Here is a 23,999-nt window from a genome sequence, read left to right as displayed (position 1 = left end):
GGAGTCGGTATGGCGGCCCGCCCGCCCGCGACCTGGCCTGCTGATCGCTGCGGGGTTCTCCATGGTTGCTGCCACGTGAGGGGCTACCGGGGAATCGACCCCGTCCGTCCGCTGCCATAGCGGCAAGCCATCGAATCGTCACCCTTCGGGACGCCACGCTCCAGGATTCGCGAGATCGGAGGGCGTCCGGGACTTAGGGTGCTGGTGACAGCCCACCATGTCGAGGGGGTCATGTGGACGGCGAGATCCAGGTCATCAGCGACGGCGACGGCGTGCTGCTGCTCGGCGACCCAGCAACCCTCGACCTGTTCGTCGAGCGGGAATCGTTGGCCGCGCGCCCACTGCCGACGACCTCCATGCGCCGGGCCACCAACGTCGCGGGCGCAGCGGCAGAGGCGGCGGCCGTGATCGCCGAGAGCTCAGGCCGGTGGGTGAAGCTCACGGAACAGTCGGCGAAGTACGCTCAGGCTGGCGCGTTGCGCGTCAGCAAGACCAGCGGCAACGCGACGGGCGTCATCGCAGGCAAGGACGGGCAGGTGGCGACCTTCGTCGAGTTCGTCCGCACGCCGGCAGGAGTCGTGACGAACCCGGCGGCATTGGCCGGCATCGGCGGCCTGATGTCACAGATCGCGCTGCAGCAGGCGATGGACGAGATCGGCGACTACCTCGCCGTCATCGACGCGAAGGTCGAGGACGTTCTGAGGGCGCAGAAGGACACCGCCGTCGCGGAGCTGCTCGGGGTCGGCCTCGTCCTGGACGAGGCACTGGCGGTGCGCGAGTCGGTGGGTCGGGTGTCGGACGTGACCTGGTCGAAGGTCGACCAGGCACCCCTCGTCATCGCGAGCGCGCAGTCGTACGCGCTGCGGCGCCTGGAGGCGCTGGCGGACAAGATCGAGAAGGAGTCCAAGGTCGGCGACCTCGCCACCCTGATGCGTCACGCCGAGTCCGAGGCGCACGAGTGGCTCGGGGTCCTGGCACGCAGCTTCCAGCTCGCCGACGCCGTGGCGATCCTCGAGCTCGACCGGGTGCTCGATTCGGACGCCGACTCGGTCGACGCTCACCGCGCAGGTATGACGACCGCCCGACGAAGGCGACTCACCGCCATCGACACGGCCACGCATAGCCTGCTGGAGCGCATCGAGGCGGCCGCGACCCTCGCGAACGACAGGGTGTTGTTCAACCCGCTCAAGGCACCGGCTGTCGTGGCCTCGGCCAACTGCGCCTCCTCTGCGGTCGCCGGCTTGCAAGAGACTCTCGGCCTGGCGCCAGCGGCGCGGGAAGTGGAGGCACGTTCCTGGAAGTCCGCGGCGGGCGAGACGCACGAGCACCTCGTCCGCACCGGGCGGGCCAAGGCCCAAGCGGCTCGTGAGCTCGGTGGCCTCTCGCTGAACGGCGCGAAGACTGCTGCCAGCGACGCTGCTGGCCGCATCAGGTCCCTCCGCCACCGGCGCGATTGAATACGTAGGGTAGTTACCAGCAACGACAACCGACAGGGGCGACCGATGACGCTCAAGACGGGCCTGTGGCGTGTGAGCGAGGGAATTCCCGTCAGGGTGCCGCCAAGTCCGCTCCCCATGGAGTCTTGGCTGGAGAACTACCTCGTCGCCGACCCTGACCTGATCGACCCGCCACTCCTCATCATCGGGCGGCAGGTGCGGACCGCTCACGGTAAGTTCATCGACCTACTGGGCATCGACAACGAGGGGGACGTCCATGTCTTGGAGCTGAAGCGGAACCGCACCCCCCGCGAGGTGGTTGCCCAGGTGCTGGACTACGGCCAGTGGGTCGGACAGCTGAGCCGGGACGACATCCTGGAGATCGCTCAGGGGTTCTTGGACAAGCCGTTCGAGACGGCGTTCTCGGAACGCTTCGGCGCTACCCCACCCGACGACCTCAACACCGCTCATCACCTGGTTGTCCTGGCATCGGACCTCGACCCGGCCTCCGAAAGGATCATCACCTACCTTCGCGAGTACGGCGTCCCTATCAACGCTGCCTTCTTCACCCACCTGGAAGACGACGGTCGTCGCTACCTCGCTCGGAGCTGGCTCACGACGCAGGGGGACGAAGCCAGCACGGGACCACGCAACCGCCCGGGCAAGCAGGCCGACTGGAACGGCACCGACTGGTTCGTGTCCTTCGGCGACGCCCCCGGCAGCCGCGCCTGGTCCGACGGCCTGCGATATGGGTTCGTCTCAGCGGGCGGGGGCAAGTGGTACTCCCAGTCCCTGCGCAACGTGCCACCCGGCGCGCGTGTCAACGTACACCTGCCGCAGCGCGGATATGTCGCCGTCGGTACGACGCTTGCGGCGGCATCGCTCCTACGAGAGACCACGGTGACGGTGGACGGCGACCCCAAACTCTTGGCGTCGTGCGCGCTGGAGGGTACGTACACCGACAGCGACGACCCGGATCAGGCCGAGTGGTTCATTCCGGTGCGCTGGAACGACGCCCGCCCCGCCTCTGAAGCTGTCTGGGAGACAGGTATGTTCGCCAACACGAACAGCGCCTGCAAGCTCCGCCAGGAGTTCACACTCGACAAGATTGCCCACCACTTCGACGTGGAGGGCTGAGCGACGGTTCTGCTTACTACCCTGAGTTAGGGTCAGCACCGTCCCGCTCGCGCGGGAGTGCTTCTTTGCACCCAGGGGAGCGATCGCACCACGCCCCACCCCGTCCCGCGGCAGCGGGAGTAGCTGCATGACGGCACGTTCGTCGGCCACTGAGATAGAGACTTGCAACCAGGGGAGTTTGGAGGGGATAGACAAAGTTGCTGAATCATGGGATGCTCATCCCCGGGGGGCACCCCAACGGTCAACAAGGATCGTTGGGGTGCAGCAGATCTCACGTCTGCCGTCACGCTAGGGGACGCCTCAGGAGACGTCTCCACATGCAACGGTGGCGACGGGGACGGGGGAATCATGGGGGCCGGTCATCCCGCGCTGTGGGCGAAGAGACCCGAGCGGCTGCTGTCAGGCGAAGCGCCATACCCGGTCTCGGCCCACCTGCTCGACACGACCGTCATCGCCGGGGTGGTGTGGGACACCGTCCTGACTGGTCGAGTCCGTCGACTCCTCGCCCGCGAGCTCGAGGGGGGCACCTCGCCACATGAGCAGGCAACAGCGCGCGCGTGGGTCACGCTGGCAGCGGGCGCGCACGACCTGTTCAAGATCTCGGCGGGATTCCAGCTACGCCCGTGGCGCAGGGATCCGACTGTGCCTTGGCGGCAGGACCTGAGCGCAGCCCTGATGGCCGATGGGTACTCCCCGATGAGCGTCGACGCCGCCGCGGCCGCGGAGACACGTGAGGATCTGCGCCGCCACGACTTCCTCGGCATGTGTCTGCTGTCGGCGCGAGACAGAGGCATTCCCGCCATGAGCGCCGAGACCTCCTGGCTGGCGCTGGCTGTCGGTGGGCATCACGGAGCTTGGCTCGAATCACCGCCTGCCGCCACGGCCACCGTCCTGGCCGACGCCACGGCCGGTCGCTGGGGCGAGGCGCAGACCGAGCACCTCGAGCTGGTCGCCCAGGTGTGCGGTGTGCATCCGTCCGAGTCTCCGAGGGTGGGGCCCGAGCTGGCCGGCGTCGTGACGATGCTCATCACCGGGATCGTGCAGCTGTCCGACTGGCTGGCCTCGGAGGCGGCCGTCGTCGATGCCGGGCTCGCCCTGATCGAGCAAGGCCTCGACCCCATGTCTCCCACCTGGGCGCAGACTCGCGCCGCCGAGCTCGCGACACACGTGACCACGTCTTTGGGCTCCTACTCCGCACCGACCGACCGTCACCGCACCGCCGTCGGTCTGGACGGGGACGGTCGCGTCCGCAGCCTCCGCCCCCTGCAGGAGGACGCCGAGCAGGTCGGTGACGGCCTGTGGTTCGTGGCCTACCCGACGAGCGAGGGCAAGACCGGCGCAGCGCTGCTGCGCCACCAGGTCGAGCAGGACGAAGGGCTGATCTTCGCCCTGCCCACGCGAGCGACCACGGACGCCATGCAGCGACGACTGCAGCGGGCCTTCTCCGGCACCGGCAACGGCGTGCTCCTCTCCCACCAGTTCGCCTCGCTCTACCGCTGCCCCGCCACCGAGGGCCACGGCTTCGAGTGGTTCAGCACCAGCACCCGCCGGCTGCTCGCTCCCGTCGTCGCGGCGACCTGCGACCAGGTGCTGGCCGGGTCGCTCCCCCAGCGCCACCTGCCACTGCGCCTGCTCGCGCTCACCAACCACCACGTCGTCCTCGACGAGGTGCACACCTACGACCGTTACCAGACCACGCTGCTGGCCGCGCTGATGGCGTGGTGGGGCCGCACCGGCACCCGCGTCACGGTCCTGTCCGCCACCATGCCGACCTGGCAACGTCGCGCCCTAGAGGACGCCTACACGGGACGAGAGGCGAGCGGCGAGCAGGCGACGGCCTATCCAGCGCACTGGCTGGCCGGGCACGACGCCCCGAGCAGCCCGGCGCTGCAGACGGCCGTCCCCGATCTGCGCCTGCCCATCACCCACACCGACGACGCCACGCAGCTCCACCGAGAGTGGGTGGTCGCGACGTACGACCGCTATCCCCGGTGCAGCCTCGCCGTGGTGCGCTCCCGCGTCGACGACGCCGTCGCCACGGCCCGCCTGCTCGGCGCGGACCTCGCCGGCCGCGACGTGGACGTGCTGGTGCTGCACTCTCGGATGACGCTCGCTCATCGCGCCGAGATCGAGCGTGAGCTGGAGGCGCGCCTGGGGCCCGGTACGCCGAGGGGCCGACGCCCGCTCGTCGTGTGCGCCACCCAGGTGCTGGACGTGAGCCTCGACGTGTCCTTCTGGTCGATGGCCTGCGACATCGCCCCCGCGGCCTCGCTGGTGCAGCGCGCCGGGCGCCTGTGGCGCTTCCTGCCCGGCATGCAGCGACTGCTCGACGAGAGCGATGCCCGACCCGCCGAGCGTGCCCTTCACGTAGTCGTCCCCGACGGCGCCGGCCCCCTGACCGAGCAGGTGGCGCTTCCCTACTTCGCCGACGAGCTCGCTGCGGTGGCCCGATCGCTGGAGGAGCACCCCACCCTGCGCATCCCCGAGGACGTGCAGGACTTCGTGGACCGCACCACCTACGACCTGGCACGCAGCAGTCTGGCGGACCTGCGCCTCGCCGAGCTCGTCGACGCCAGCATGCGCCAGGAGGCCGCCGGCACGCTCGCCGCAGGAGTCCTGGGGCTCGTCGATCCCTTCGTCCCCGCCACCCACGCCACCCTGGCCGCAGCCACCAGTCCGCCGCCATCGATGGACGGAGTCGGCGACCTGGAGCTGACGACCCGCTACTCCACCCTGCCCTCGGCGACCTTCGTGCTGGTCGGTGGGACACGGGGCACGCCAGCGAGCCCCGCCGAGCTGGCCGCGATGACGGACGACGACCGCGTCCGCGAGGCCCTGGGCAGCCTCTTCACGGTCTCCGGAGCCAGCTGGGTCGACCGTGTCTGCGCCGTGGCCACTGCGACCTCCCCCGACTGGAAGTCCTCCCACCCCTTGCTAACCCACGCCCGTCCCGTCTCCGCCGAGGCTCTGGCCGAAGCAGGCCTTGTCTACGACGACGTGCTAGGGCTCACCACGCTCACCGACGAGGAGACCTCATGACCCTGACCACGACGACGAATGTCGTCGACCTGCCGTGCATCCCGGTGCGCCGAGGAGACTCCTCGGACCTCGTCTCCTTGCGTGAGACCTTCCTTCAGGCGCACAAGCTGACCGGGCTCGACGACTCCCTGCTGCCCGTCGAGCGGGAGGCCCTGCTGCGGTTCCTGGAGTCGCTCGCGGCAGTCATGCTGCGGGGCTCTCCCCCAGGGGGATACCGGGATCCAGCTCGCTTCCCGGCCGAGCGCGTCGACGAGGTGTTTGACCGGTACGCCGGTCTGTTCGACCTGGCCGACCGGGACAGGCCGCTGCTGCAGGAGTGGCACACCCCCGAGCCCACGGCGACGGACCTCGCCAAGGGCTACACCTCCCTGGAGACCCTGCACCTGAGGGTGCCCGGAGCATCCAGCGCGACCTGGGGCACCAGCCCTGAGCCGCGGGACGCCACCGACCCCGCCGTCCTCTTCCTGCTGCTCGTGGTCTCGTGGTTCCACGGCAAACCGAGCAACGGCGCGGGTGCGTCCTTCTACGTCCCCACCTCCGGCCCGAAGTGCTCGCCGATCTCCGGGGCACCGGCGGGCGGGCCGCATGACACCGTCTTCCACCTGCTGGGCGAGACCCTGGCCGAGACCCTGATGCTCAACGTTCGCGCGGCCTGGCTGCGGGAGAAGGCCCTGCCGGCCTGGCTGGACCAGGACCGCGGCCCGTCGGGGGAACCCTTCCAGCCCGACGAGCAGCTGGTCGGCGGCGCACGACAGGGCAGTCTGTGGCGCTGCACCTGGACCGCAAGCCGGGCGCACGTGCGCTGGCAGGACGGCATACCTGTGGCGGTCACCCGTGGGCTGACGCGTCGGCCCGTGCCGATCGTCGAGCAGGACGGACCCACAACCGGCATAGAGGGTGTCAAGGCCTTCGCCAAGGCCGTGGCGTCGGGCGACTACTGCCGGGTGGTGAACACCAAGACCAAGGGCACCAAGTACGTCCACGCCGACGCCTCCCTGCGCAGCGCCGAGGGCTACGAGCGGTGGTACCAGAACGCCCTCGAGTCCTCTCTGCAGGCATGGATCTACGAACCCCGCGCCGTCCCCTTGCCGGACGCACCCATCCGGGTCGGTTTCCACCACGAGGAGGGCGACACCTATGGGAACAGGGAGCTCTCCCAGTGGGAAGAGGTGCCCGCCGCCGAGCTCCTCGTGGAGGCCCGGATCCCGGTCGAGGCCGTGATGACCCACGTGGAGAAGATCCGCAAGGCGCTGGGCTCGGCCCTGCTCGCCGGGGGAATCGACCACCGCAGCGCCCGGCGCCACCTCGTGCGCAGCACGGTGATGTCCGCCCTGGACGAGCCCGTGCTCGACGCCGTGCATCGCCTCGCCCAGGGCGATGACGTCGACACCCTTGCCGTGCGCAGCCGGATGACCGAGCGAGCCCGGGCGGCGTTCGAGGCCGCCACGGAGCCGCTGCTCACCCTCGCGACGGCACCGCAGATCTACCAGGCTCGGGCCCGCTTCACCGCCGGCACCGCAGCCCCGCGCCACCCCGCCACCCCGACCCAGGAGACCGCCTCATGACCACCCAGCCCGAGCTCGCCCCGGACGAGAGGCCGCGCTACACCAGCCCGCTCGTCCAGGTCGTGCTCGACCGTCGCCACGACCGATCGTATGCCGGATGGACGGCGTCCGTCCGACGAGCCATCACCCCGGCGACCGAGGTCGCGGCCTACGGGGCCACCGAGCGGTTCGTCCCCGCCACGCTCCGCCCGACCCAGGCCGCCGGGCTGCGGCGCGCCGCCGCCATCTGCGCGGGAGCGACAGGAGCCCCGCAGGACGACTCGCCCTACGCGACCGTCGGGCGGGCCCTGGCCCGCCTCCACCGTGCGATCGGTGGCAACCACGTCGAGCAGCGGGTGCAGACCCTGCCGCTGCTCGACACCGAGAACGCCGCGATCTCCTTGGGCCATCTCGTGGACCTGTGCTCGCAGCACCACGTGCCGGTCAACTTCCACGACCTGGCGCGCACCCTCACCTCCTGGGGGGACGGCCTCAGCCAGAGGTCCCAGGACATCCGGCGTGCCGTCGTGCACGACTTCTACACCACCCGACCCGACCCGGAGCCCGGCACGACCGCCGAGGCCCCTGAAACCACCCGGACCACCACGGAAGGCACCCGCTGATGACCACCCGTTTCGTCACCTGCCATGTCATCGTCACGCTCCCGCTGCACAACCTCAACCGCGACTCCAACGGCCTGCCCAAGAGCCAGTTCGACGGGGGTGTCCAGCGTGCCCGGCTCTCCAGCCAGTCCCTGAAGCGTGCCGCGCGTCAGGCCTATCGCCAGGCGGGCCACGAGGACTCGACCCGCACCCGCCTCGCGGCCTTCGAGATCACCCGACGGGTGCTCGACCAGGCCGACGCCGACGGCACCCAGGTGGACGTCGATGCCGTGATCAAGACCGCGGTCACGGCCGTTCGTGCGCTCTACACCGAGAAGACCGACGCCAAGGCGCTCGCCAAGCAGACCGCGAAGGTCCGGGACCTGCTGAAGCGTACCCAGGGCAGGAGCCTGGAGGAGGCCGTCGCCACCGCCGCGGCCGAGACCGCCGAGGAGACGACCGAGGACAAGGGCGCGAAGAAGGAGCAGGAGGCCGAGACCAAGGACACGATCGTCTACCTGTCCACCTCGGAGATCGTGGCCTTCGCCGCCGCCGTCCACGCCGCCCACACCGGTCGAGGGGAGGAGCCGACCGAGCTGGTCCGCAGCGCTCGGTCGGATGCCTTGGACATCGCCGCCTTCGGCCGCATGTTCGCCGCGCAGGCCGGCCTGGCCACCCATGCCGCCGTCGCCGTCTCGCACGCCACGACGGTCCACCGCATGCAGCTCGTCACCGACTACTTCACGGCCGTGGAGGACCTGGAGACGGGGCACGCCGGCGCGGCACACATCGACGAGAGCTACTTCACCTCCGGCACCTACTACCGCACCTTCACGATCGACGTCGATCAGCTGGCCGCGTCCTGGACGGCCTTCGGCGAGCCGGGGGCCAAGGAGGCGCTCAAGGACCTGGTGCGCGCCCTGGTGCTCGCACTGCCCAAGGGAAAGGTCAACGCCACCAACTCCGGCACGCTCCCCGCACTCGTCCTCGCCGAGGTCCAGAACTTCCGCGTCACCTACGACTTCGAGCAGGCGCTGGCCACCCGCGACGACCGCGGTGGCTACACCGCCCAGGCCGTCGCCGAGCTCGCCCGCCGCCAGAAGGAGGCGAGGGACTTCGACCCCACCCTCTTCGGCGACTCCGTCGTCGCGGGTCGCGTCGGCGACGCGACCTTTGCGGAGACCACCACCGTCCCCGACCTGGAGGCACTCCTCGACTTCGTGGTCGAGCAGGTCTACGCGGGTCGCTGATGCGGCACGTCATCCGCCTGGCGGCCCCGATCCAGAGCTGGGCCGGCTACAGCGCCTCCCACCGCACCGTCCGGACGCTCCCGCTGCCTACCGCGTCCGGCGTCGCCGGCCTCCTCGGCGCCTGCCTCGGGGTCAGCGATCACCTCACCCTCCTGGATCGGTTCACCCTGCACGTGCGTGTGGACCGCACCAACCCGGCAGAGGTGGACCTGCAGGTGGCGGTGCCGCCTCCCCCCGGACGCGCCACCGAGGTCTGGCACCGCTCGGTGGCCCTGCACGAGGTCACCTCGGCCGTCCGGCGCGGGGACAAGGTGAAGCCCTACCGCGTGAAGGACATCAACCTCACCGGCGGGACCAACAAGGTGCAGTTCTCCGAGGGCCGCACCTTCCTGCCGCACGCCGAGTTCCTCTGCGTCGTCGACGCGCTGGACGACGAGCTCGACGAACGGCTGCAGGAGGGTTTCCGGCGGCCCACCTTCATGCCCTACCTGGGGCGTATGGCGAACGGCCCCTCCTACCCCTTCCACCTGGGGCGCGGGCCCCAGGACGTGGGCGATCTGATGTCGCAGATCCCCCTGGTCGCCATGGACGGCCACCCGACGCCGGAGCGGCTGCGCGTCTACGAGGCCACGGGAGGGCACGCCGCGCCCCGACACCGGGAGTGCGGCCTCGTCTCTCCCCCGACAGCCGCACGGCGGGCCGAGCAGCTCGCGTGGGCGAAGGAGCACCTGACCCGATGACCGAGGCACCCTTCTGGACGGTCTTTCCCACCCACGCGGTCAAGACCGACTGGACCGATCACGGCGAGTCCCACCGTGCCGTGATGCGGCTCTTCGAGCGCGAGCTGCCCGGCGCAGCGCACGAGCGGCGGGCCACCGGTCAGATCCTCTATCGCGTGGACCATCACCTGGACGGCAGCTCCACCGTGCTCGTCCAGTCGCGACATGCGCTGGAGACCGCCCCGCCTCAGGCCCGGGCCACCACGATCCCTCGGGGCGGCTGGGACCTGGCGGCGGGCACCCCGGTGCTCTTCCGCGTCGCGGTCAACGCCGTGCGTCGGCGCACCGAGCGCGACGACGCGGGGCGGCGGCGGGAGAGCCTGTCGACCCTCGCTCCGGACGAGGTCCCGGAGTGGGTGTCGGCCAAGGTGTCCGACGCCCTGACCCTCGACGAGGTCTTCGGGCACACGCGACGCACCCATCACCACCGGCGCCACCGTGACCGCACCCCGCCCCGCTTCGTCGTAGACACCGTGGACGGTCTGGCCACGGTCGCCGACGCCGCTGCTCTGCAGCAGCTGCGGCTCGACGGGGTGGGGCGTGGAAAGGCTTATGGCGCAGGACTGCTCACCGTCCGGCCGCTGGGATGACTGCCCCAGGGAGCACGGCCGGGGGTGGCGACCGCTCGACGCCGCTGACGCTCGCCAAGCCTCGGGCGCTGCTGCTGACCCGCACCGACGACCGGTTGTCCTTCCTCTACCTCGATCGCTGTGCCATCCACCAGTCCGACAACGGCACGGTGGCGGTGATCGAGGTGGAGGGCGGCACCCGCTCCACGCAGATCCCCGTCGCCACGCTGTCGTGCCTCATGCTCGGGCCGGGGACGTCCATCACCCAGCAGGCGGCGGCCCACCTGGCGGGGGCAGGGTGCGCCGCGAGCTTCGTCGGCGGTGGGGCCGTGAGGTCCTACGGCGCCTTCCTGTCGCCATACGCCCCGACGGACCGCCTGCAACGGCAGGCCGTCGTCAGCACCGACCCCGAGCTGCGCGCGGAGGCGGCCCGGCGGATGTACCTCAAACGCTTCCCCGGGACCTCCTCCGCAACCTTCGCGGGCGCGACGATCGAGCAGATGAGAGGGGTGGAGGGCCTGCGGATGCGGGCCGTCTACGAGCAGCATGCCCGCAAGCACCGGCTGCGATCCTGGCGGCGCAACACGGGAACCCGCCCGGAGATGGGACCTCCTGACTCGGTCAACCTGGCTCTCAACGCGGGCAACTCGGCGCTCTACGGGATCGTCAACAGCGTCGTGATCGCTCTCGGTCTGAGCCCCGGGCTCGGGATCATCCACACGGGCAACAGGCAGTCGTTCACGCTCGACATCGCGGACATGTACAAGACGAGGGTCACGATCCCGCTCGCGTTCTCCCTCAAGGGGCACGCCGATCCCTCCAACGCCGCCCTGCGGGCGCTGCGTGACGAGGTGCGGATGCTCCGCCTGCTGCCCGAGATCGTGTCCGACATCGACATGGTCCTCGGGGTCGAGGTCGACGACGGCTGGACGATCGACGCCCTGCAGCTGTGGGGCCCGGCCGGCGAGGTGGAGGCGACCTGGTCGCACGCGGAGTGGTCGACGTGAGTCTGCAGGTGCTGGTGACCGAGCGGCTGTCGCCGGGACTGCGCGGGGCCCTGTCGCAGTGGTACGTCGAGATCAATCCCGGTGTCTTCGTCGGGACCGTGTCTGCCCGGATCCGGGACGAGCTGTGGTCCCAGGTCGAGGACTGGGTGCGGGGAGACGAGATCGGCTACGCGCTGGCGGTCTATCCGGCCGCGACCGAGCAGGGATTTGAGCTGCGCAGCGTCGGGTCCAGCAGGTATGCCGTCGTGGACCACCACGGGCTCGCCCTGATCTCCAGGCAGCACGACGAGAGCCAGGTCAGCGCCACGGGCGAGGAGATCGACCCAGGATGGTGACGGCTCTGACAAACTAGCAGGTGAGGCGGGCTCCGTCCCGCGTCCGCGGGAGTGCTTCCTGCACCGTCTTCCTCCCAACCGACCATGTAGCCTCCGTCCCGCGTCCGCGGGAGTGCTTCCCGGCGCACACCGCCGTCACAGGATGACCCCGGCTCCGTCCCGCGTCCGCGGGAGTGCTTCCACCCCCAGGAGCTCGACCTCGACCGCGACTCTCCGTCCCGCGTCCGCGGGAGTGCTTCCCCTCTCTTCGTCTTCCTCGTGCAGATGAAGGACTCCGTCCCGCGTCCGCGGGAGTGCTTCCTGTGGGCTGAGCTGTGGGCGACCCCGCAGGCCCTCCGTCCCGCGTCCGCGGGAGTGCTTCCATGGCCTCGCTGGCTGAGCGGATCGAAGCCATCTCCGTCCCGCGTCCGCGGGAGTGCTTCCACTGACGGCTGGGTGTCGTTCAAGCACCTCCACTCCGTCCCGCGTCCGCGGGAGTGCTTCCACAGTTCGCCGCGCCGACGGCCCGCCCGGGCCTCTCCGTCCCGCGTCCGCGGGAGTGCTTCCGTGCCCTTCCAGCAGCCGGCCGTGACCGTCGCCTCCGTCCCGCGTCCGCGGGAGTGCTTCCGATCAGGGGAGGGTCACTCTCACAGCCCGCACCTCCGTCCCGCGTCCGCGGGAGTGCTTCCAACGCCGCCAAGGTCGACCAGGCCCTCACCGACTCCGTCCCGCGTCCGCGGGAGTGCTTCCGGCTCCCCCTGGTGCGCCGCCACCATCACCGCCTCCGTCCCGCGTCCGCGGGAGTGCTTCCGGTCTTGAGGCAGCTGGAGAAGGCGCGCGTGCCTCCGTCCCGCGTCCGCGGGAGTGCTTCCCGCACCATCCACCGCGGCCCCGAGCACCGCCGCTCCGTCCCGCGTCCGCGGGAGTGCTTCCCGCTTGGTGGTCGGTCTTGGTTGGGGTGGCGACTCCGTCCCGCGTCCGCGGGAGTGCTTCCGGGGGTGCGGTCGACGGCGTAGGGCTTGTCGGCTCCGTCCCGCGTCCGCGGGAGTGCTTCCCGGCAAGGACGCTCGCGCCAGGTGGGAAGACCCTCCGTCCCGCGTCCGCGGGAGTGCTTCCTGATCCGCATCGATGGGCCGCACGAGGGCCTGCTCCGTCCCGCGTCCGCGGGAGTGCTTCCATGAACACTCACTCCGCGTAACCACCCAGCAGCTCCGTCCCGCGTCCGCGGGAGTGCTTCCCACATCGAGTCGATGCTGTGGTCCGGGTCGGGCTCCGTCCCGCGTCCGCGGGAGTGCTTCCCTCGCAGCCGCCGGCGGCGGCGGTGGCGGATTCTCCGTCCCGCGTCCGCGGGAGTGCTTCCGCCGTGGGACCCGGCGCGGCGGGAGAGCTTGTCTCCGTCCCGCGTCCGCGGGAGTGCTTCCGCGCAGAGGTGAGTTCTTGAATTGCCCGACGGCTCCGTCCCGCGTCCGCGGGAGTGCTTCCGGGCCGGGATCTACTTCTCGGGGAAGATCGACCTCCGTCCCGCGTCCGCGGGAGTGCTTCCGAGCTCCTCCTTCTTCAGCGCCGACGCGATGACTCCGTCCCGCGTCCGCGGGAGTGCTTCCTGGGCCGAGCACCTGCGCCTGGCGCTGCTGATCTCCGTCCCGCGTCCGCGGGAGTGCTTCCGCCGCCGCGGCCGGCTTCTCCATCCCCAACCCCTCCGTCCCGCGTCCGCGGGAGTGCTTCCGACCTCGACGCCGCCACCCGACGCACCGCAGCCTCCGTCCCGCGTCCGCGGGAGTGCTTCCCTGGGTCCAGGCAACATAGGGCTGGGGGACGACTCCGTCCCGCGTCCGCGGGAGTGCTTCCAGGCCCGGGAACGCGATGCGCCACCCCGCGGCCTCCGTCCCGCGTCCGCGGGAGTGCTTCCTCCCCCGCCGCGCGCGGCGGGGCCCCCTCTGACTCCGTCCCGCGTCCGCGGGAGTGCTTCCATGGGCGCGGCCGGTGAGCTGCGGCTCGTGCCCTCCGTCCCGCGTCCGCGGGAGTGCTTCCCAACCGACCTGACAACGGGTCTCGTCATCGGTGACTCCGTCCCGCGTCCGCGGGAGTGCTTCCCGCATCAACGACGGCCTGTTCATGCGCGTCACCTCCGTCCCGCGTCCGCGGGAGTGCTTCCCCACAGTTTCCCGGACAACCCGCCCCCGCCAGCTCCGTCCCGCGTCCGCGGGAGTGCTTCCATCCTGTTCATCGACTGGCAGCGCACCCGCCGCTCCGTCCCGCGTCCGCGGGAGTGCTTCCAAGGTGACGCAGGGCATGACCTACACGTTCACCTCCGTCCCGCGTCCGCGGGAGTGCTTCCCAGCCCAGCCCGCCGCAACCGCGCGACCGCGTCTCCGTCCCGCGTCCGCGGGAGTGCTTCCCTCTCCAGCATGTTCGGGGGGACCACGAAGGACTCCGTCCCGCGTCCGCGGGAGTGCTTCCCAGACGCAGTCGTGGTGGCGTGGCCAGCGGGACTCCGTCCCGCGTCCGCGGGAGTGCTTCCGCTCGTAGGCCTCGTTGATCTGGCTCGCCTCGCTCCGTCCCGCGTCCGCGGGAGTGCTTCCTACGCCGGGGTCTTCACGGCGGATCCTGGAGCCTCCGTCCCGCGTCCGCGGGAGTGCTTCCCGGCTGATGGGCGCCCGCCTCAAGACTTTCTCCTCCGTCCCGCGTCCGCGGGAGTGCTTCCCCTCACCATCGACGGCACCCCGTTCCCCTACTCTCCGTCCCGCGTCCGCGGGAGTGCTTCCCTCGGCCCGCTGCGCCTCGCCATCCGTGACGACTCCGTCCCGCGTCCGCGGGAGTGCTTCCCTCAACGCGCCCGATGGAAACACCGCCGAGGACTCCGTCCCGCGTCCGCGGGAGTGCTTCCGATGGCTTTGGAGCGGGGGTGGTCGTACTCGACTCCGTCCCGCGTCAGCGGGAGTGCTTCCCACCGTGGGGCGTAGCGCCACCCTGTCCGTGCCTCCGTCCCGCGTCCGCGGGAGTGCTTCCTTTTCGCCGGATCGTCGACGGGGTGTGGCGGGCTCCGTCCCGCGTCCGCGGGAGTGCTTCCCTCGTCCGCCTCGTCGCGTGGTTCGCCCAGGACTCCGTCCCGCGTCCGCGGGAGTGCTTCCATGCTGGTGCGGCTCGCGATCGAGCGGGAGGCCTCCGTCCCGCGTCCGCGGGAGTGCTTCCAGGACCGGCTCGGGTGTGCTCGTCGGGGTGTCCTCCGTCCCGCGTCCGCGGGAGTGCTTCCACCAACTTATCGGGCTCGTTGAGCAGCCACCACCTCCGTCCCGCGTCCGCGAGAGTGCTTCCCCATCGCAGCCGATCGCCGTCCCGGACGGCGACTCCGTCCCGCGTCCGCGGGAGTGCTTCCCGCCTCGGCGTACTTCTTCGCGTCGCCACCGGTTCCGTCCCGCGTCCGCGGGAGTGCTTCCTTCAGGAAGGCGAGGGCCTTCTCAACGGTCACCTCCGTCTCGCGTCCGCGGGAGTACTTCCACCATCACCCGAAGCGCCCGCCAAGCCGATCCTCTCCGTCCCGCGTCCGCGGGAGTGCTTCCTACTTCACCGCCGTCGACGAGCAGGCCGAGGACTCCGTCCCGCGTCAGCGGGAGTCCACCTCGAGCGCACAGGGGTCGGTCAGACCTGCCCGGTCGCCGACAGGAGTCGACGTGGGTGACCACCAGGGGCCCCTGCCGGGAGGTGGGCCGGGCGGTCGACCCCGGAGGCGGGTGGGGCGCGCCGGTGACTACGGGGACCAGGGTGTCGTCATACGGAAGGTGAGGGGTCCGGACCGACCTCATGTCGAGCGTCGCCAACATCCCGGGCAAAGGCCTAACCTTTCCTCCGTCCGCGCGAATTGTGTTGGTGGAGAGGAATATACGTTGACCACGGTTGATCACCAGGAGTTCACCGCCGACGACGAGGCGCAGCTGGCGGCGCTCCTGCGACGTCTGGCCCCGCAGGACTGGCCGGAGGGCCTGGAGGAGGGCCGCCGCTACTACGACGGCTGGGGAAGCCCGGTCGCCGACGACATCACCCAGCGCTGCGTGTCGCTCGGGGCCGTCCCCGCGGTCGAGCTCACCCCGCCCGACGGGGACACCGGCCGGATCGGCCTGTGGCTGCACGGCGGCGCCTACGTCCAGGGCTCGCACGCCAGCCACGGGAGCATGGTCGCCGAGATCGCCCGCGCCTGCGGCCACCCCTTCGTGCACCCCCTCTACCGCCTCGCTCCGGAGAACCCCTTCCCCATGGCGGTGGAGGACGCCCTCGCGGCCTACCGGTCGCTGCTCGTCCGGGGCTGGTCCGGGCGCGAGATCGTGGTCGGCGGCGACTCCGCCGGCGGTGGTCTGGCCGTGGCGATGATGCTCACGGCCCGCGACCGGGGGCTTCCGCTGCCGGCCTGCGCGACCCTGGTCTCGCCCTGGGTCGACCTGGCCGGGACGGGCCGCACCCTCGTCAGCAACGCCGGCGCCGACCCTCTCGTCGACGCAGCCGGCTGCGCGAGCTTCGCCCAGACCTACCTCGCCGGCGCCCACCCTCGGCACCCGCTGGCCTCTCCCCTGTATGCCGACCTGACGGGCCTGCCCCCCACCCTCATCCAGGTGGGCACCCGCGAGGTGCTGCTCAGCGACTCCCGGCGGCTGCACTCCGCCCTGACCACCGCCGGCGTCGACGTCACCCTGGAGACCTGGCGTGGCCAGATCCACGTCTGGCACCTGCACCACGCCCACCTGCGCCAGGCCCGGGAGGCCATCGCCGACCTGGGCAGGTTCACCCGCGGGCAGTGAAGCCCCCGCTGCGCCGGGACGCGCAGGGAAGGAACAGGTCACGGACGAGACGCCACCAGGCCCCCCGACGTACGAACGGTGATGTCAGTCACACGGTCCGTCCGCGTCGAGGGGGACCGTGCGGCCGGGGCCCGGGCGAACCGCGCTCATACCCAGGCCCTCTCGCGCAGACGGGGGAGGAGAGTGACGCCACGTGCTCATAAAACCGCAGGTCACACGGGGGTTCCGTTGTCCACAACGCGGTGAGACCGGGGGTAACCGGTGGGTAATCTTCTGATGTTCACCACCGCTCTGCAGACGGGGACTTCATGAGCAACCTGGACCTGGCACGGTGGCAGTTCGCCATCACCACCGTGTATCACTTCCTCTTCGTGCCGATCACGATCGGCCTGTCGGCCGTCGTCGCCGGCTACCACACCGCCTGGGTGCGCACCCGCAACCCGGAGTACCTGCGCCTGGCCAAGTGGCTCGGCAAGCTGTTCACCATCAACTTCGCGCTCGGCCTGGTCACGGGCATCGTGCAGGAGTTCCAGTTCGGGATGAACTGGTCGGACTACTCCCGCTTCGTCGGTGACATCTTCGGCGCGCCGCTGGCCTTCGAGGCGCTCCTCGCGTTCTTCATGGAGTCGACCTTCCTCGGGCTGTGGATCTTCGGCTGGGGCCGGATCCCGGAGAAGCTGCACGCGTGGACCATGTGGATCACCCACATCGGCACCGTGCTCAGCGCCTACTTCATCCTCGCGGCCAACTCGTTCATGCAGAACCCGGTGGGCTACCGGTTCAACCCGCAGACCGGCCGCGCCGAGATGGCGGACTTCGTCGCCGTGCTCACCAACAAGGTCCAGCTCGTCACCTTCCCCCACGTCGTCCTCAGCTCCTACATGACCGGTGGCGGCGTGGTCCTGGGCGTCGCGCTGTGGCACTGGCTGCGCCGCGGCCCGATCGCGGACCGCGACCGCGAGATGTACCGCAAGGCGGTCCAGGTCGGCGCCGTCATGTCCCTCGTCGCGTCCTTCGGCGTGGTCATCACCGGCGACCTGCAGGGCAAGGTGATGACCGAGGTGCAGCCCATGAAGATGGCCGTCGCCGAAGGCCTCTACCACACCGAGAAGCCCGCGTCCTTCTCCGTCCTGTCGATCGGCTCGCTCGACGGCTCGCAGGCCAGGCGCATCATCGAGGTGCCCGGCCTGCTGAGCTTCCTCGGCCACGGCTCCTTCGACGCCGAGGTCAAGGGCATCCGCGACATCCAGGCGGACTACCAGACCCAGTACGCCGGCACCCCGCGCACCGCGGACAAGGCCACGGACTACGTGCCCAACGTCCCCACCACCTACTGGACCTTCCGCCTGATGATGGGCGTGGGCTTCCTGTCGATGCTGTGCTCGCTGCTGGCCCTCTTCGCCACCCGCAAGGGCCGGACGCCGCCCACCGCCCGGTGGTGGAAGCACCTGGTGATCTGGAGCCCGCTGCTGCCGGTCCTCGCCATCTCCTTCGGCTGGATCTTCACCGAGGTGGGTCGCCAGCCCTGGATCGTCTTCGGCCAGATGACGACGGCGTCGGGCGTCAGCCCCTCCGTCCCGGCCTGGTCCGTCCTCGTCTCGATGGTCGTCTACACCGCGCTGTATGCCGCGCTGGCCGTCGTCGAGGTCAAGCTCTTCCTCAAGTACACCCGCGTCGGTGCGGAGCCGGTCGATCCCCAGTCGCCCGCCGACGCCGGCGAGGACCGTCCCCTCGTCTTCGCCTACTGAGGAGCCTCGTCATGGATCTGTCTGTCATCTGGTTCGTCCTGATCGCGGTCCTGTGGACCGGCTACTTCGTCCTCGAGGGATTCGACTTCGGCGTCGGCATGCTCATGCCGATCCTCGGCAAGGGCCGTGACGGGGTGGACGACGACCGTCGTCGCCGTGTCCTGCTCAACACCATCGGCCCCCACTGGGACGGCAACGAGGTGTGGGTGCTCACCGCCGGCGGCGCGACCTTCGCGGCGTTCCCGCACTGGTACGCCACCCTCTTCTCCGGGTTCTACCTGCCCCTGCTGCTGATCCTGGTCGCCCTGATCATCCGCAACATGGGCTTCGAGTACCGCCACAAGCGCGACGACGTGGCGTGGCGCCGCAACTGGGACACGTGCATCGTCATCGGCTCCTTCCTCCCCGCCCTGCTGTGGGGCGTCGCCTTCGCCAACATCGTGGGCGGCACGCCGATCGACCAGCACAAGGAGTTCACGGGCAACCTGCTCACCCTGCTCAACCCGCACGGCCTGCTGGGCGGTCTGACGACGCTGCTCGTCTTCCTCACCCACGGCGCGACCTTCGTCGCGCTCAAGACCACCGGCGAGATCCGCGAGGACGCCCGCAGGGTCGCCTTCAGGTCGGGGCTGGTCGCCGCCGTCGTCTGCGTCGCCTTCATGGTGTGGACGATGCTCAAGACCGGCAACCCCGTCGCCTGGGTCCTCACCCTGCTCGCCGCCGCCCTCTGGGTCGTGGGGATCGTCATGACCCTCGCCGGACGCGAGGGCATCGGCTTCACCTGCAGCGCGCTGGCCATCGCGTTCGTCGTGTTCGCGCTGTTCACCGCCCTGTTCCCCGACGTGATGCCGTCCTCGCTCGACCCGGCCTGGTCGCTCACCCACGAGAACGCCGCCAGCACCCCGCTGACGCTCAAGATCATGACCGGCGCGGCCCTCGTGTTCACGCCGATCGTGCTGGCCTACACCGCGTGGACCTACTGGATCTTCCGCAAGCGCATCGGCGTCCACCACATCCCCGACGCCCACGAACCCCGCGAGGTCACCGAGCTCGAGGCCGCCGGTCTGGTGGACACCGGTCTGGTGGACACCGCCGGCCGCTCCATCCGCGCGGGCGGCAGCGGTGCCGGGAGCGGCGCCACCCGCGCCCACTGACTCAGCGGCTGCTCCACCCGGGCAGGCGACCCGCCGCCTCCCAGGAATCGTGAGGGTCTGCCCCGACAATCGTCGGAGCAGACCCTCACGGCATGCCGGCCGGCCCGACCGGGTGCGGCCGGGCTGGTCAGGCCGGGTCGTCCGCTCGGAACCCCGCCTACCCAGCACGGCCCCGCCCGCCGAACCCGTCCCGACCCAGAGAGCAGGAACCGCCCCGGTGAAACCCTTCGACCGCCGACTGCTCGCCCTCGCACCCGGCGCCCGCGGACCCGTCCTGCTGCTCGCCGCCATCGGCGTGGCCCAAGGCGTCGCCGCGATCGGGCAGGCCTTCGCCGTGGCGGCGGTCGTGGTGGCGGTGACGCGGGGCGGAGCGGTGACCACTCCTGCGGTGGCCGGGCCGGTGGCGTGGCTGGCCGTGGTCCTCGGCATACGTGCGCTGCTGACCGCGGCCACCGAGCTCGTCGCGTCCCGGGCGGGCACCGAGGTGAGCTGTGGCCTGCGGGCGCGGCTGCTGCAGACCTGGCTGGGCCGTATGCCGGAAGGCCGTCCCGAGCCCGCCGCAGCCCAGACCCTCGCGGCGCAGGGCACCACCAGCATCGAGACCTATGTCGCGCGCTACCTGCCGGCGCTGGTCGCCGCGGCCGTGCTCCCGGCGCTGGTCGTGGTCACCCTGCTCCTCATGGACCTGTGGTCGGCGCTGATCGTGGTGCTGACCCTGCCGCTGCTGCCGCTCTTCGCCGCGCTGATCGGCAAGGCGACCGCCGACGCCTCCGACCGGCGCTGGCGGGCGATGACCGCGCTGGCCGGACACTTCCTCGACCTGATGCGCGGGCTGCCGACCCTCGTGGCGTACGGCCGTGGCGAGCGGCAGACCGAGACGATCGGGGAGGTCTCCCAGCGGCACCGGCGGGCGACGGTGGAGACGCTGCGGATGGCCTTCCTGTCCTCGGCGGCGCTGGAGCTGCTGGCGACGATCGCGGTGGCGCTGGTGGCGGTGTCGGTCGGGCTGCGCCTCACGCAGGGGCAGCTGGGACTCGGGACCGGGCTGGCGGCAATCCTGCTGGCGCCCGAGGCCTACTGGCCGGTGCGGCGGGTGGGCCAGGAGTTCCACGCGGCGGCGGACGGTGCCGAGGCCGTGGGGGCGGTGGCGGACGCGCTGGCCGAGCCGGCCGGCATGAGCCCGCAGGCCCAGGGGCCCGCGCTCCGACCCGCGGAGGGGACCGTGGCGCTGCTGGCGGGGGTGAGCTATCGCCATCCGGGCGGCGACCGGGACGTGCTGCGCGGCCTGTCCCTCGCGGTCCCGCGCGGCCTGACCGTGGTCACCGGCCCCTCCGGCTGCGGCAAGACCACCGCGCTGGAGCTGCTGTGCGGGTTGCGCGAGCCCGGCGCAGGTATGACGCAGGCGGCGCCCAGCCACCTGGTGACCCAGCGGCCCTTCCTGGCGGCGGGGTCGATCCGGCACAACCTCACCCTGGCGGGCCCGGCCGACGACGACACCCTGCTCGCCGCGCTCGACCGCGTCGGGCTGGGCGAGCTGGTGCGCGGCCTGCCCGACGGGCTCGGGACGCTGCTCGGCGACGACGGCTTCGGGCTGAGCGCCGGTCAGCGCGCGCGGCTCGGGGTCGCGCGCGCGCTGCTGAGCGACGCCGACCTGATCGCCCTCGACGAGCCCACCGCCCACCTGGACCCCGCGTCGACGGCCCTGGTGGAGGGGGTGATCCGCGACCTCGCCCGCGACCGCGCCGTCGTCGTGGTCACCCACCGCGGCGGCCTGGTCGGGCACGCCGACCAGCACGTCGTCCTCTCCCCCGCCGGGCGGGACGCCGACCAGGTGGTGGCCCGGTGAAGCCCGACCGCGCTCCCCGGCCCGAGCCCCGCGCCGGTCGCCACCCGGGCGGACGCCGCGGGCGGCTCGCCGGGGTCTGGCGCATGCCCCGCGGGATCGGCGGCGCCGCCGCGCTCGGGGGCCTGTCCACCGCCAGCGGCATCGCCCTGACCACCACCTCCGGCTGGCTGATCGTCGCCGCCTCCCACCGACCGCAGATCCTCACGCTGATGGCGGCGATCGTGGCGGTGCGTGCCTTCGGCATGGCGCGCCCGGTGCTGCGCTACGGGGAGCGGGTGCGCTCGCACGACGCGGCCCTGGGGGACCTGGCGGACCAGCGGGTGGCGGCCTATGCCGCGCTGGTGCCGCTCACCCCGGCCCGCCTCGGACGGCGGTCGCGCAGCGAGGTGCTCACCGGGGCGGTGGACGACCTGGAGGATCGCGTCTATGCCCAGGTGCGGGTGGTCGTCCCCGTCATCGGGTCCGCCCTGGCCGGGCTGCTGACGATCGTGGCGACGGCGCTGTTCTCCTACGTCGCGGCCGGGATCGTCGCCGCCGTCCTCGTCGCCTGCGCGCTGGTGGCCTGGCTCGTCCTCGCGAGCGAGCGGGCGGCGCAGCGGGACTGGCTGGCCGCCCGGGCCGAGGTCGCCCGCGTCGCCACGCTGGTCACCGCCAACGCGCTGGAGCTGCAGGCGATCGGCGCCACCGCCGCGGCCGACACCTGGCTGGCCGAGGCCCACGGGCGCCTCGCCGCCGCCAACGCCCGTCGCGCACGAGGGCGGGCCCTGGGCCTGGCGCTCACCGGGATCGCCTGCGGCGCAGGCACCCTCGCCATGGCGGCCTACGCGCACGGGCTGGTGGTCGCAGGCTTCGGCGACGCCATCGCCGCGCTGCTCGTGCTCACCCCCGTCGCCGCCGCCGACGCGTTCACCCCGCTGCCGGATGCGATGGGCGCCTGGGCCCGTGCCGAGGCGAGCGGCGAGCGGCTGGAGGCCCTGGTCGACCAGGACCCCCCGCTCGGTCCTCACGGGGCGGGCGAGGTGGGCGCCCTCCCCGGCATACCGCCGCGGATCAACCTGCAGGACGTGACCGCTCGCTGGACGCCGGACCGGGACGCCGTCGGCCCGGTCACCACGGAGATCGCGCCCGGGGAGGCCGTGCTCGTCACCGGCCCCAACGGCTCGGGCAAGTCCACGCTGCTCGCCGTGCTCGCCACCCACCTCGACCCGGCAAGCGGTGAGGTCCTCGTCGACGGCGCGAGCTCCCGTGACCTGCGGGTGGACTCGCTGCGCGGCCAGGTGGCGCTGCTCGACGACGAGCCGCACGTCTTCGCGTCCACGGTCCGCGAGAACCTCCGGCTGGCCCGTCCCGACGCCGACGACGACGCGCTGCGGACCGCGCTGACCCGCGCCGGCCTCGGCCCCTGGCTCGACGACCTGCCCGACGGACTGGACACCATGCTCGGCAGCGGGCACCGCGGCGTCTCCGGGGGCGAGCGGGCCCGGCTGGCGCTGGCCCGGGCGATCCTGTCCGAGCGGCCCGTGGTGCTGCTCGACGAACCGGTCGCCCACCTCGACCACGCGACGGCCACCGCGGTGCTCGACGACCTGCTGGCCGCCCGGGCGGGGCGCACCGTGGTGATGGTGAGCCACCGCGAGGACGGGGTGGCGGGATTCGATCGCGAGCTGCGCCTCGGCTGACAGCACGCCGCGGGCGGCCCCTCCGAGGACAGACCGCCCGCAGATGATCAGCGGCTGGTGTCGTACGACTCCAGGATGGCCCAGAGCCGAGGACCGACAGGCCCGTCAGCGGGCAGGAGCAGCGCCCGCTGGACGAGCACGATCCGGTGCTGCGTCGCGGCTCCGAACGAGCCGTCGAGGGCGAGCGGCGCCAGCGGCTTCCCGTCGGCGTCCTCGAGCCCGAGCTCGACGACCGCGAGGTTGAGCAGGCACTGCAGCTGCTTCACCACGCGTCCGGTCGAGCCGTGTCGCAGCGGTCCCGGAGCCTCACCGGGGCGCAGGTAGGTGCAGACCCGGTCGGTGCCCGTGGCCGTGCCGGTGGCCGATGCGGTGGCGGCGGTGCCGCCGAGGAGGAGGGAGGCGCCGAGAACGCCAGCGATGATCGTGCGCACGAAAGCTCCTGGGTGAGGTGGTCTGGCGAGGAGGCATCGACACCCGTCAGCGGGTGGACACCGCTGACGACGGACGGTGGGCGCCTCCACCATGGAGACTCCCACCGTCGTGAAGAGACTGCAGCCAGCCGGAACCGGCGTCAGTTCGTCTTCTCGAGCCAGTACCAGGTCTGGGGACCGACGATGCCGTCGGCCTTGATCTCCATCGCCTTCTGGAAACGGATTACCATCTGGTAGGTGCGGTCGCCGTAGTCGCCGTCGACGGCCAGGTTGGGCAGGCCCAGGCCCATGATGCGGTTGTTGGCGTTCAGAAGGCACTGGGCCTGCTTCACGGCCGCCCCCTTCGAGCCGTACCTGAGGATCTGGGTGTGGTTGTGGCTGTAGTTGCACCCATAGGCCGCACCGGTGATCGGACGAACGGGCGCGGCCTGAGCCACGGGAGCGGTAGCAGCGGCGCCACCGAGCATGAGGGAGGCGCCGAGGACGGCACCGACGAGCTTGCGCATGAGTCTGCTCCATTCACATGAGGGACAGCGAACAGCGTCTGGGTGAAAGAGATCTGGGCTACCCCCCGGCGGCCACGTTCACCCTGGCACCGACATGTTGCGCTCCGCAATGGCAAGAGCACTCTGCCCAACATTGACCCCTGTTCAGGCGTGCCACGGCACCCTGGG

General features: G+C 71.4%; 17 protein-coding genes and 1 CRISPR repeat array. Of the genes, 15 read left to right on the top strand and 2 right to left on the bottom strand.

All coding sequences use genetic code 11. The annotated features are described in order from the left end of the window. Positions 1–233: 233 nt before the first annotated feature. The 15 genes from MM438_RS00575 to cydC all read left to right on the top strand — a co-directional run bounded on the left by MM438_RS00575 (position 234) and on the right by cydC (position 22,894). Positions 234–1,457: a hypothetical protein gene (locus MM438_RS00575; protein ID WP_241449325.1), complete on the top strand. Its 1,224-nt coding sequence runs from the start codon at positions 234–236 to the stop codon at positions 1,455–1,457. A gap of 45 nt (positions 1,458–1,502) precedes the next feature. After that, positions 1,503–2,573 (top strand): endonuclease NucS domain-containing protein, encoded by a 1,071-nt coding sequence (locus MM438_RS00570; protein WP_241449323.1) that lies wholly within the window; start codon positions 1,503–1,505, stop codon positions 2,571–2,573. Positions 2,574–2,780: 207 nt separating this feature from the next. Further along, positions 2,781–5,612 carry a CRISPR-associated helicase Cas3' gene (cas3, locus tag MM438_RS00565; protein ID WP_338155484.1) on the top strand — a complete coding sequence of 944 codons (2,832 nt, stop codon included), beginning with the start codon at positions 2,781–2,783 and terminating at the stop codon, positions 5,610–5,612. Then, the gene (locus tag MM438_RS00560; RefSeq protein WP_241449319.1) at positions 5,609–7,177 is read left to right on the top strand and encodes a type I-E CRISPR-associated protein Cse1/CasA; all 1,569 of its coding nucleotides are present in this window, start codon (positions 5,609–5,611) and stop codon (positions 7,175–7,177) included. Before cas3 ends, MM438_RS00560 begins: the two co-directional genes overlap by 4 nt. Beyond that, positions 7,174–7,779 (top strand): type I-E CRISPR-associated protein Cse2/CasB, encoded by a 606-nt coding sequence (casB, locus tag MM438_RS00555; protein ID WP_241449317.1) that lies wholly within the window; start codon positions 7,174–7,176, stop codon positions 7,777–7,779. Before MM438_RS00560 ends, casB begins: the two co-directional genes overlap by 4 nt. Beyond that, positions 7,779–9,008 carry a type I-E CRISPR-associated protein Cas7/Cse4/CasC gene (locus MM438_RS00550; protein ID WP_241449315.1) on the top strand — a complete coding sequence of 410 codons (1,230 nt, stop codon included), beginning with the start codon at positions 7,779–7,781 and terminating at the stop codon, positions 9,006–9,008. The genes casB and MM438_RS00550 overlap by 1 nt, the downstream gene beginning before the upstream one ends. Further along, entirely contained in the window at positions 9,008–9,748 is a 741-nt protein-coding gene (gene cas5, locus MM438_RS00545) for a CRISPR-associated protein Cas5 (RefSeq protein ID WP_241449307.1), read from the top strand. The genes MM438_RS00550 and cas5 overlap by 1 nt, the downstream gene beginning before the upstream one ends. After that, complete coding sequence (gene cas6e / locus MM438_RS00540; protein ID WP_241449299.1) at positions 9,745–10,377, top strand: type I-E CRISPR-associated protein Cas6/Cse3/CasE; 633 nt, start codon at positions 9,745–9,747, stop codon at positions 10,375–10,377. The genes cas5 and cas6e overlap by 4 nt, the downstream gene beginning before the upstream one ends. After that, entirely contained in the window at positions 10,374–11,363 is a 990-nt protein-coding gene (gene cas1e / locus MM438_RS00535; RefSeq protein ID WP_241449298.1) for a type I-E CRISPR-associated endonuclease Cas1e, read from the top strand. The genes cas6e and cas1e overlap by 4 nt, the downstream gene beginning before the upstream one ends. Then, positions 11,360–11,698 (top strand): type I-E CRISPR-associated endoribonuclease Cas2e, encoded by a 339-nt coding sequence (cas2e, locus tag MM438_RS00530; protein WP_241449297.1) that lies wholly within the window; start codon positions 11,360–11,362, stop codon positions 11,696–11,698. The genes cas1e and cas2e overlap by 4 nt, the downstream gene beginning before the upstream one ends. Positions 11,699–11,728: 30 nt before the next feature. After that, positions 11,729–15,298: a CRISPR direct-repeat array (repeat unit 29 nt; unit sequence CTCCGTCCCGCGTCCGCGGGAGTGCTTCC). A gap of 263 nt (positions 15,299–15,561) precedes the next feature. Continuing rightward, the gene (locus tag MM438_RS00525; protein ID WP_241449296.1) at positions 15,562–16,467 is read left to right on the top strand and encodes an alpha/beta hydrolase; all 906 of its coding nucleotides are present in this window, start codon (positions 15,562–15,564) and stop codon (positions 16,465–16,467) included. Between the two features lie 308 nt (positions 16,468–16,775). Continuing rightward, the gene (locus MM438_RS00520; RefSeq protein ID WP_241449295.1) at positions 16,776–18,215 is read left to right on the top strand and encodes a cytochrome ubiquinol oxidase subunit I; all 1,440 of its coding nucleotides are present in this window, start codon (positions 16,776–16,778) and stop codon (positions 18,213–18,215) included. Between the two features lie 11 nt (positions 18,216–18,226). Next, positions 18,227–19,369, top strand: a complete 1,143-nt coding sequence (cydB, locus tag MM438_RS00515) for a cytochrome d ubiquinol oxidase subunit II (protein WP_241449294.1) — start codon at positions 18,227–18,229, stop codon at positions 19,367–19,369. Positions 19,370–19,586: 217 nt separating this feature from the next. Continuing rightward, entirely contained in the window at positions 19,587–21,215 is a 1,629-nt protein-coding gene (gene cydD, locus MM438_RS00510) for a thiol reductant ABC exporter subunit CydD (protein ID WP_241449293.1), read from the top strand. Beyond that, complete coding sequence (gene cydC, locus MM438_RS00505) at positions 21,212–22,894, top strand: thiol reductant ABC exporter subunit CydC (RefSeq protein WP_241449292.1); 1,683 nt, start codon at positions 21,212–21,214, stop codon at positions 22,892–22,894. Before cydD ends, cydC begins: the two co-directional genes overlap by 4 nt. Before the next feature lie 47 nt (positions 22,895–22,941). Here cydC and MM438_RS00500 read toward each other — a convergent pair whose 3' ends face one another. Next, positions 22,942–23,325, bottom strand: coding sequence for a peptidoglycan-binding domain-containing protein (locus tag MM438_RS00500; RefSeq protein WP_241449291.1), 384 nt, complete (start codon positions 23,323–23,325; stop codon positions 22,942–22,944). A gap of 140 nt (positions 23,326–23,465) precedes the next feature. Continuing rightward, a complete protein-coding gene (locus tag MM438_RS00495) occupies positions 23,466–23,831 on the bottom strand; it encodes a peptidoglycan-binding domain-containing protein (protein WP_241449290.1) in 366 nt (121 codons plus the stop codon). Positions 23,832–23,999: the final 168 nt, after the last annotated feature.

The sequence above is a fragment of the Arsenicicoccus dermatophilus genome (genome assembly GCF_022568795.1).
Taxonomy (GTDB): Bacteria; Actinomycetota; Actinomycetes; order Actinomycetales; family Dermatophilaceae; genus Arsenicicoccus; species Arsenicicoccus dermatophilus.
The sequence above is the reverse complement of the archived record's forward strand: the minus strand, read 5'-3'. Positions and strand labels throughout refer to the sequence as shown.

Excerpts from the sequence above, each read along its gene's own strand:
- MM438_RS00560 (WP_241449319.1), top strand. The coding sequence starts at position 5,609 with ATGACCCTGACCACGACGACGAATGTCGTCGACCTGCCGTGCATCCCG.
- cas5 (WP_241449307.1), top strand. The coding sequence starts at position 9,008 with ATGCGGCACGTCATCCGCCTGGCGGCCCCGATCCAGAGCTGGGCCGGC.
- casB (WP_241449317.1), top strand. The coding sequence starts at position 7,174 with ATGACCACCCAGCCCGAGCTCGCCCCGGACGAGAGGCCGCGCTACACC.
- MM438_RS00550 (WP_241449315.1), top strand. The coding sequence starts at position 7,779 with ATGACCACCCGTTTCGTCACCTGCCATGTCATCGTCACGCTCCCGCTG.
- MM438_RS00520 (WP_241449295.1), top strand. The coding sequence starts at position 16,776 with ATGAGCAACCTGGACCTGGCACGGTGGCAGTTCGCCATCACCACCGTG.
- MM438_RS00570 (WP_241449323.1), top strand. The coding sequence starts at position 1,503 with ATGACGCTCAAGACGGGCCTGTGGCGTGTGAGCGAGGGAATTCCCGTC.
- cas3 (WP_338155484.1), top strand. The coding sequence starts at position 2,781 with ATGGGATGCTCATCCCCGGGGGGCACCCCAACGGTCAACAAGGATCGT.
- cydB (WP_241449294.1), top strand. The coding sequence starts at position 18,227 with ATGGATCTGTCTGTCATCTGGTTCGTCCTGATCGCGGTCCTGTGGACC.
- cas6e (WP_241449299.1), top strand. The coding sequence starts at position 9,745 with ATGACCGAGGCACCCTTCTGGACGGTCTTTCCCACCCACGCGGTCAAG.
- MM438_RS00495 (WP_241449290.1), bottom strand. The coding sequence starts at position 23,831 with ATGCGCAAGCTCGTCGGTGCCGTCCTCGGCGCCTCCCTCATGCTCGGT.
- cas1e (WP_241449298.1), top strand. The coding sequence starts at position 10,374 with ATGACTGCCCCAGGGAGCACGGCCGGGGGTGGCGACCGCTCGACGCCG.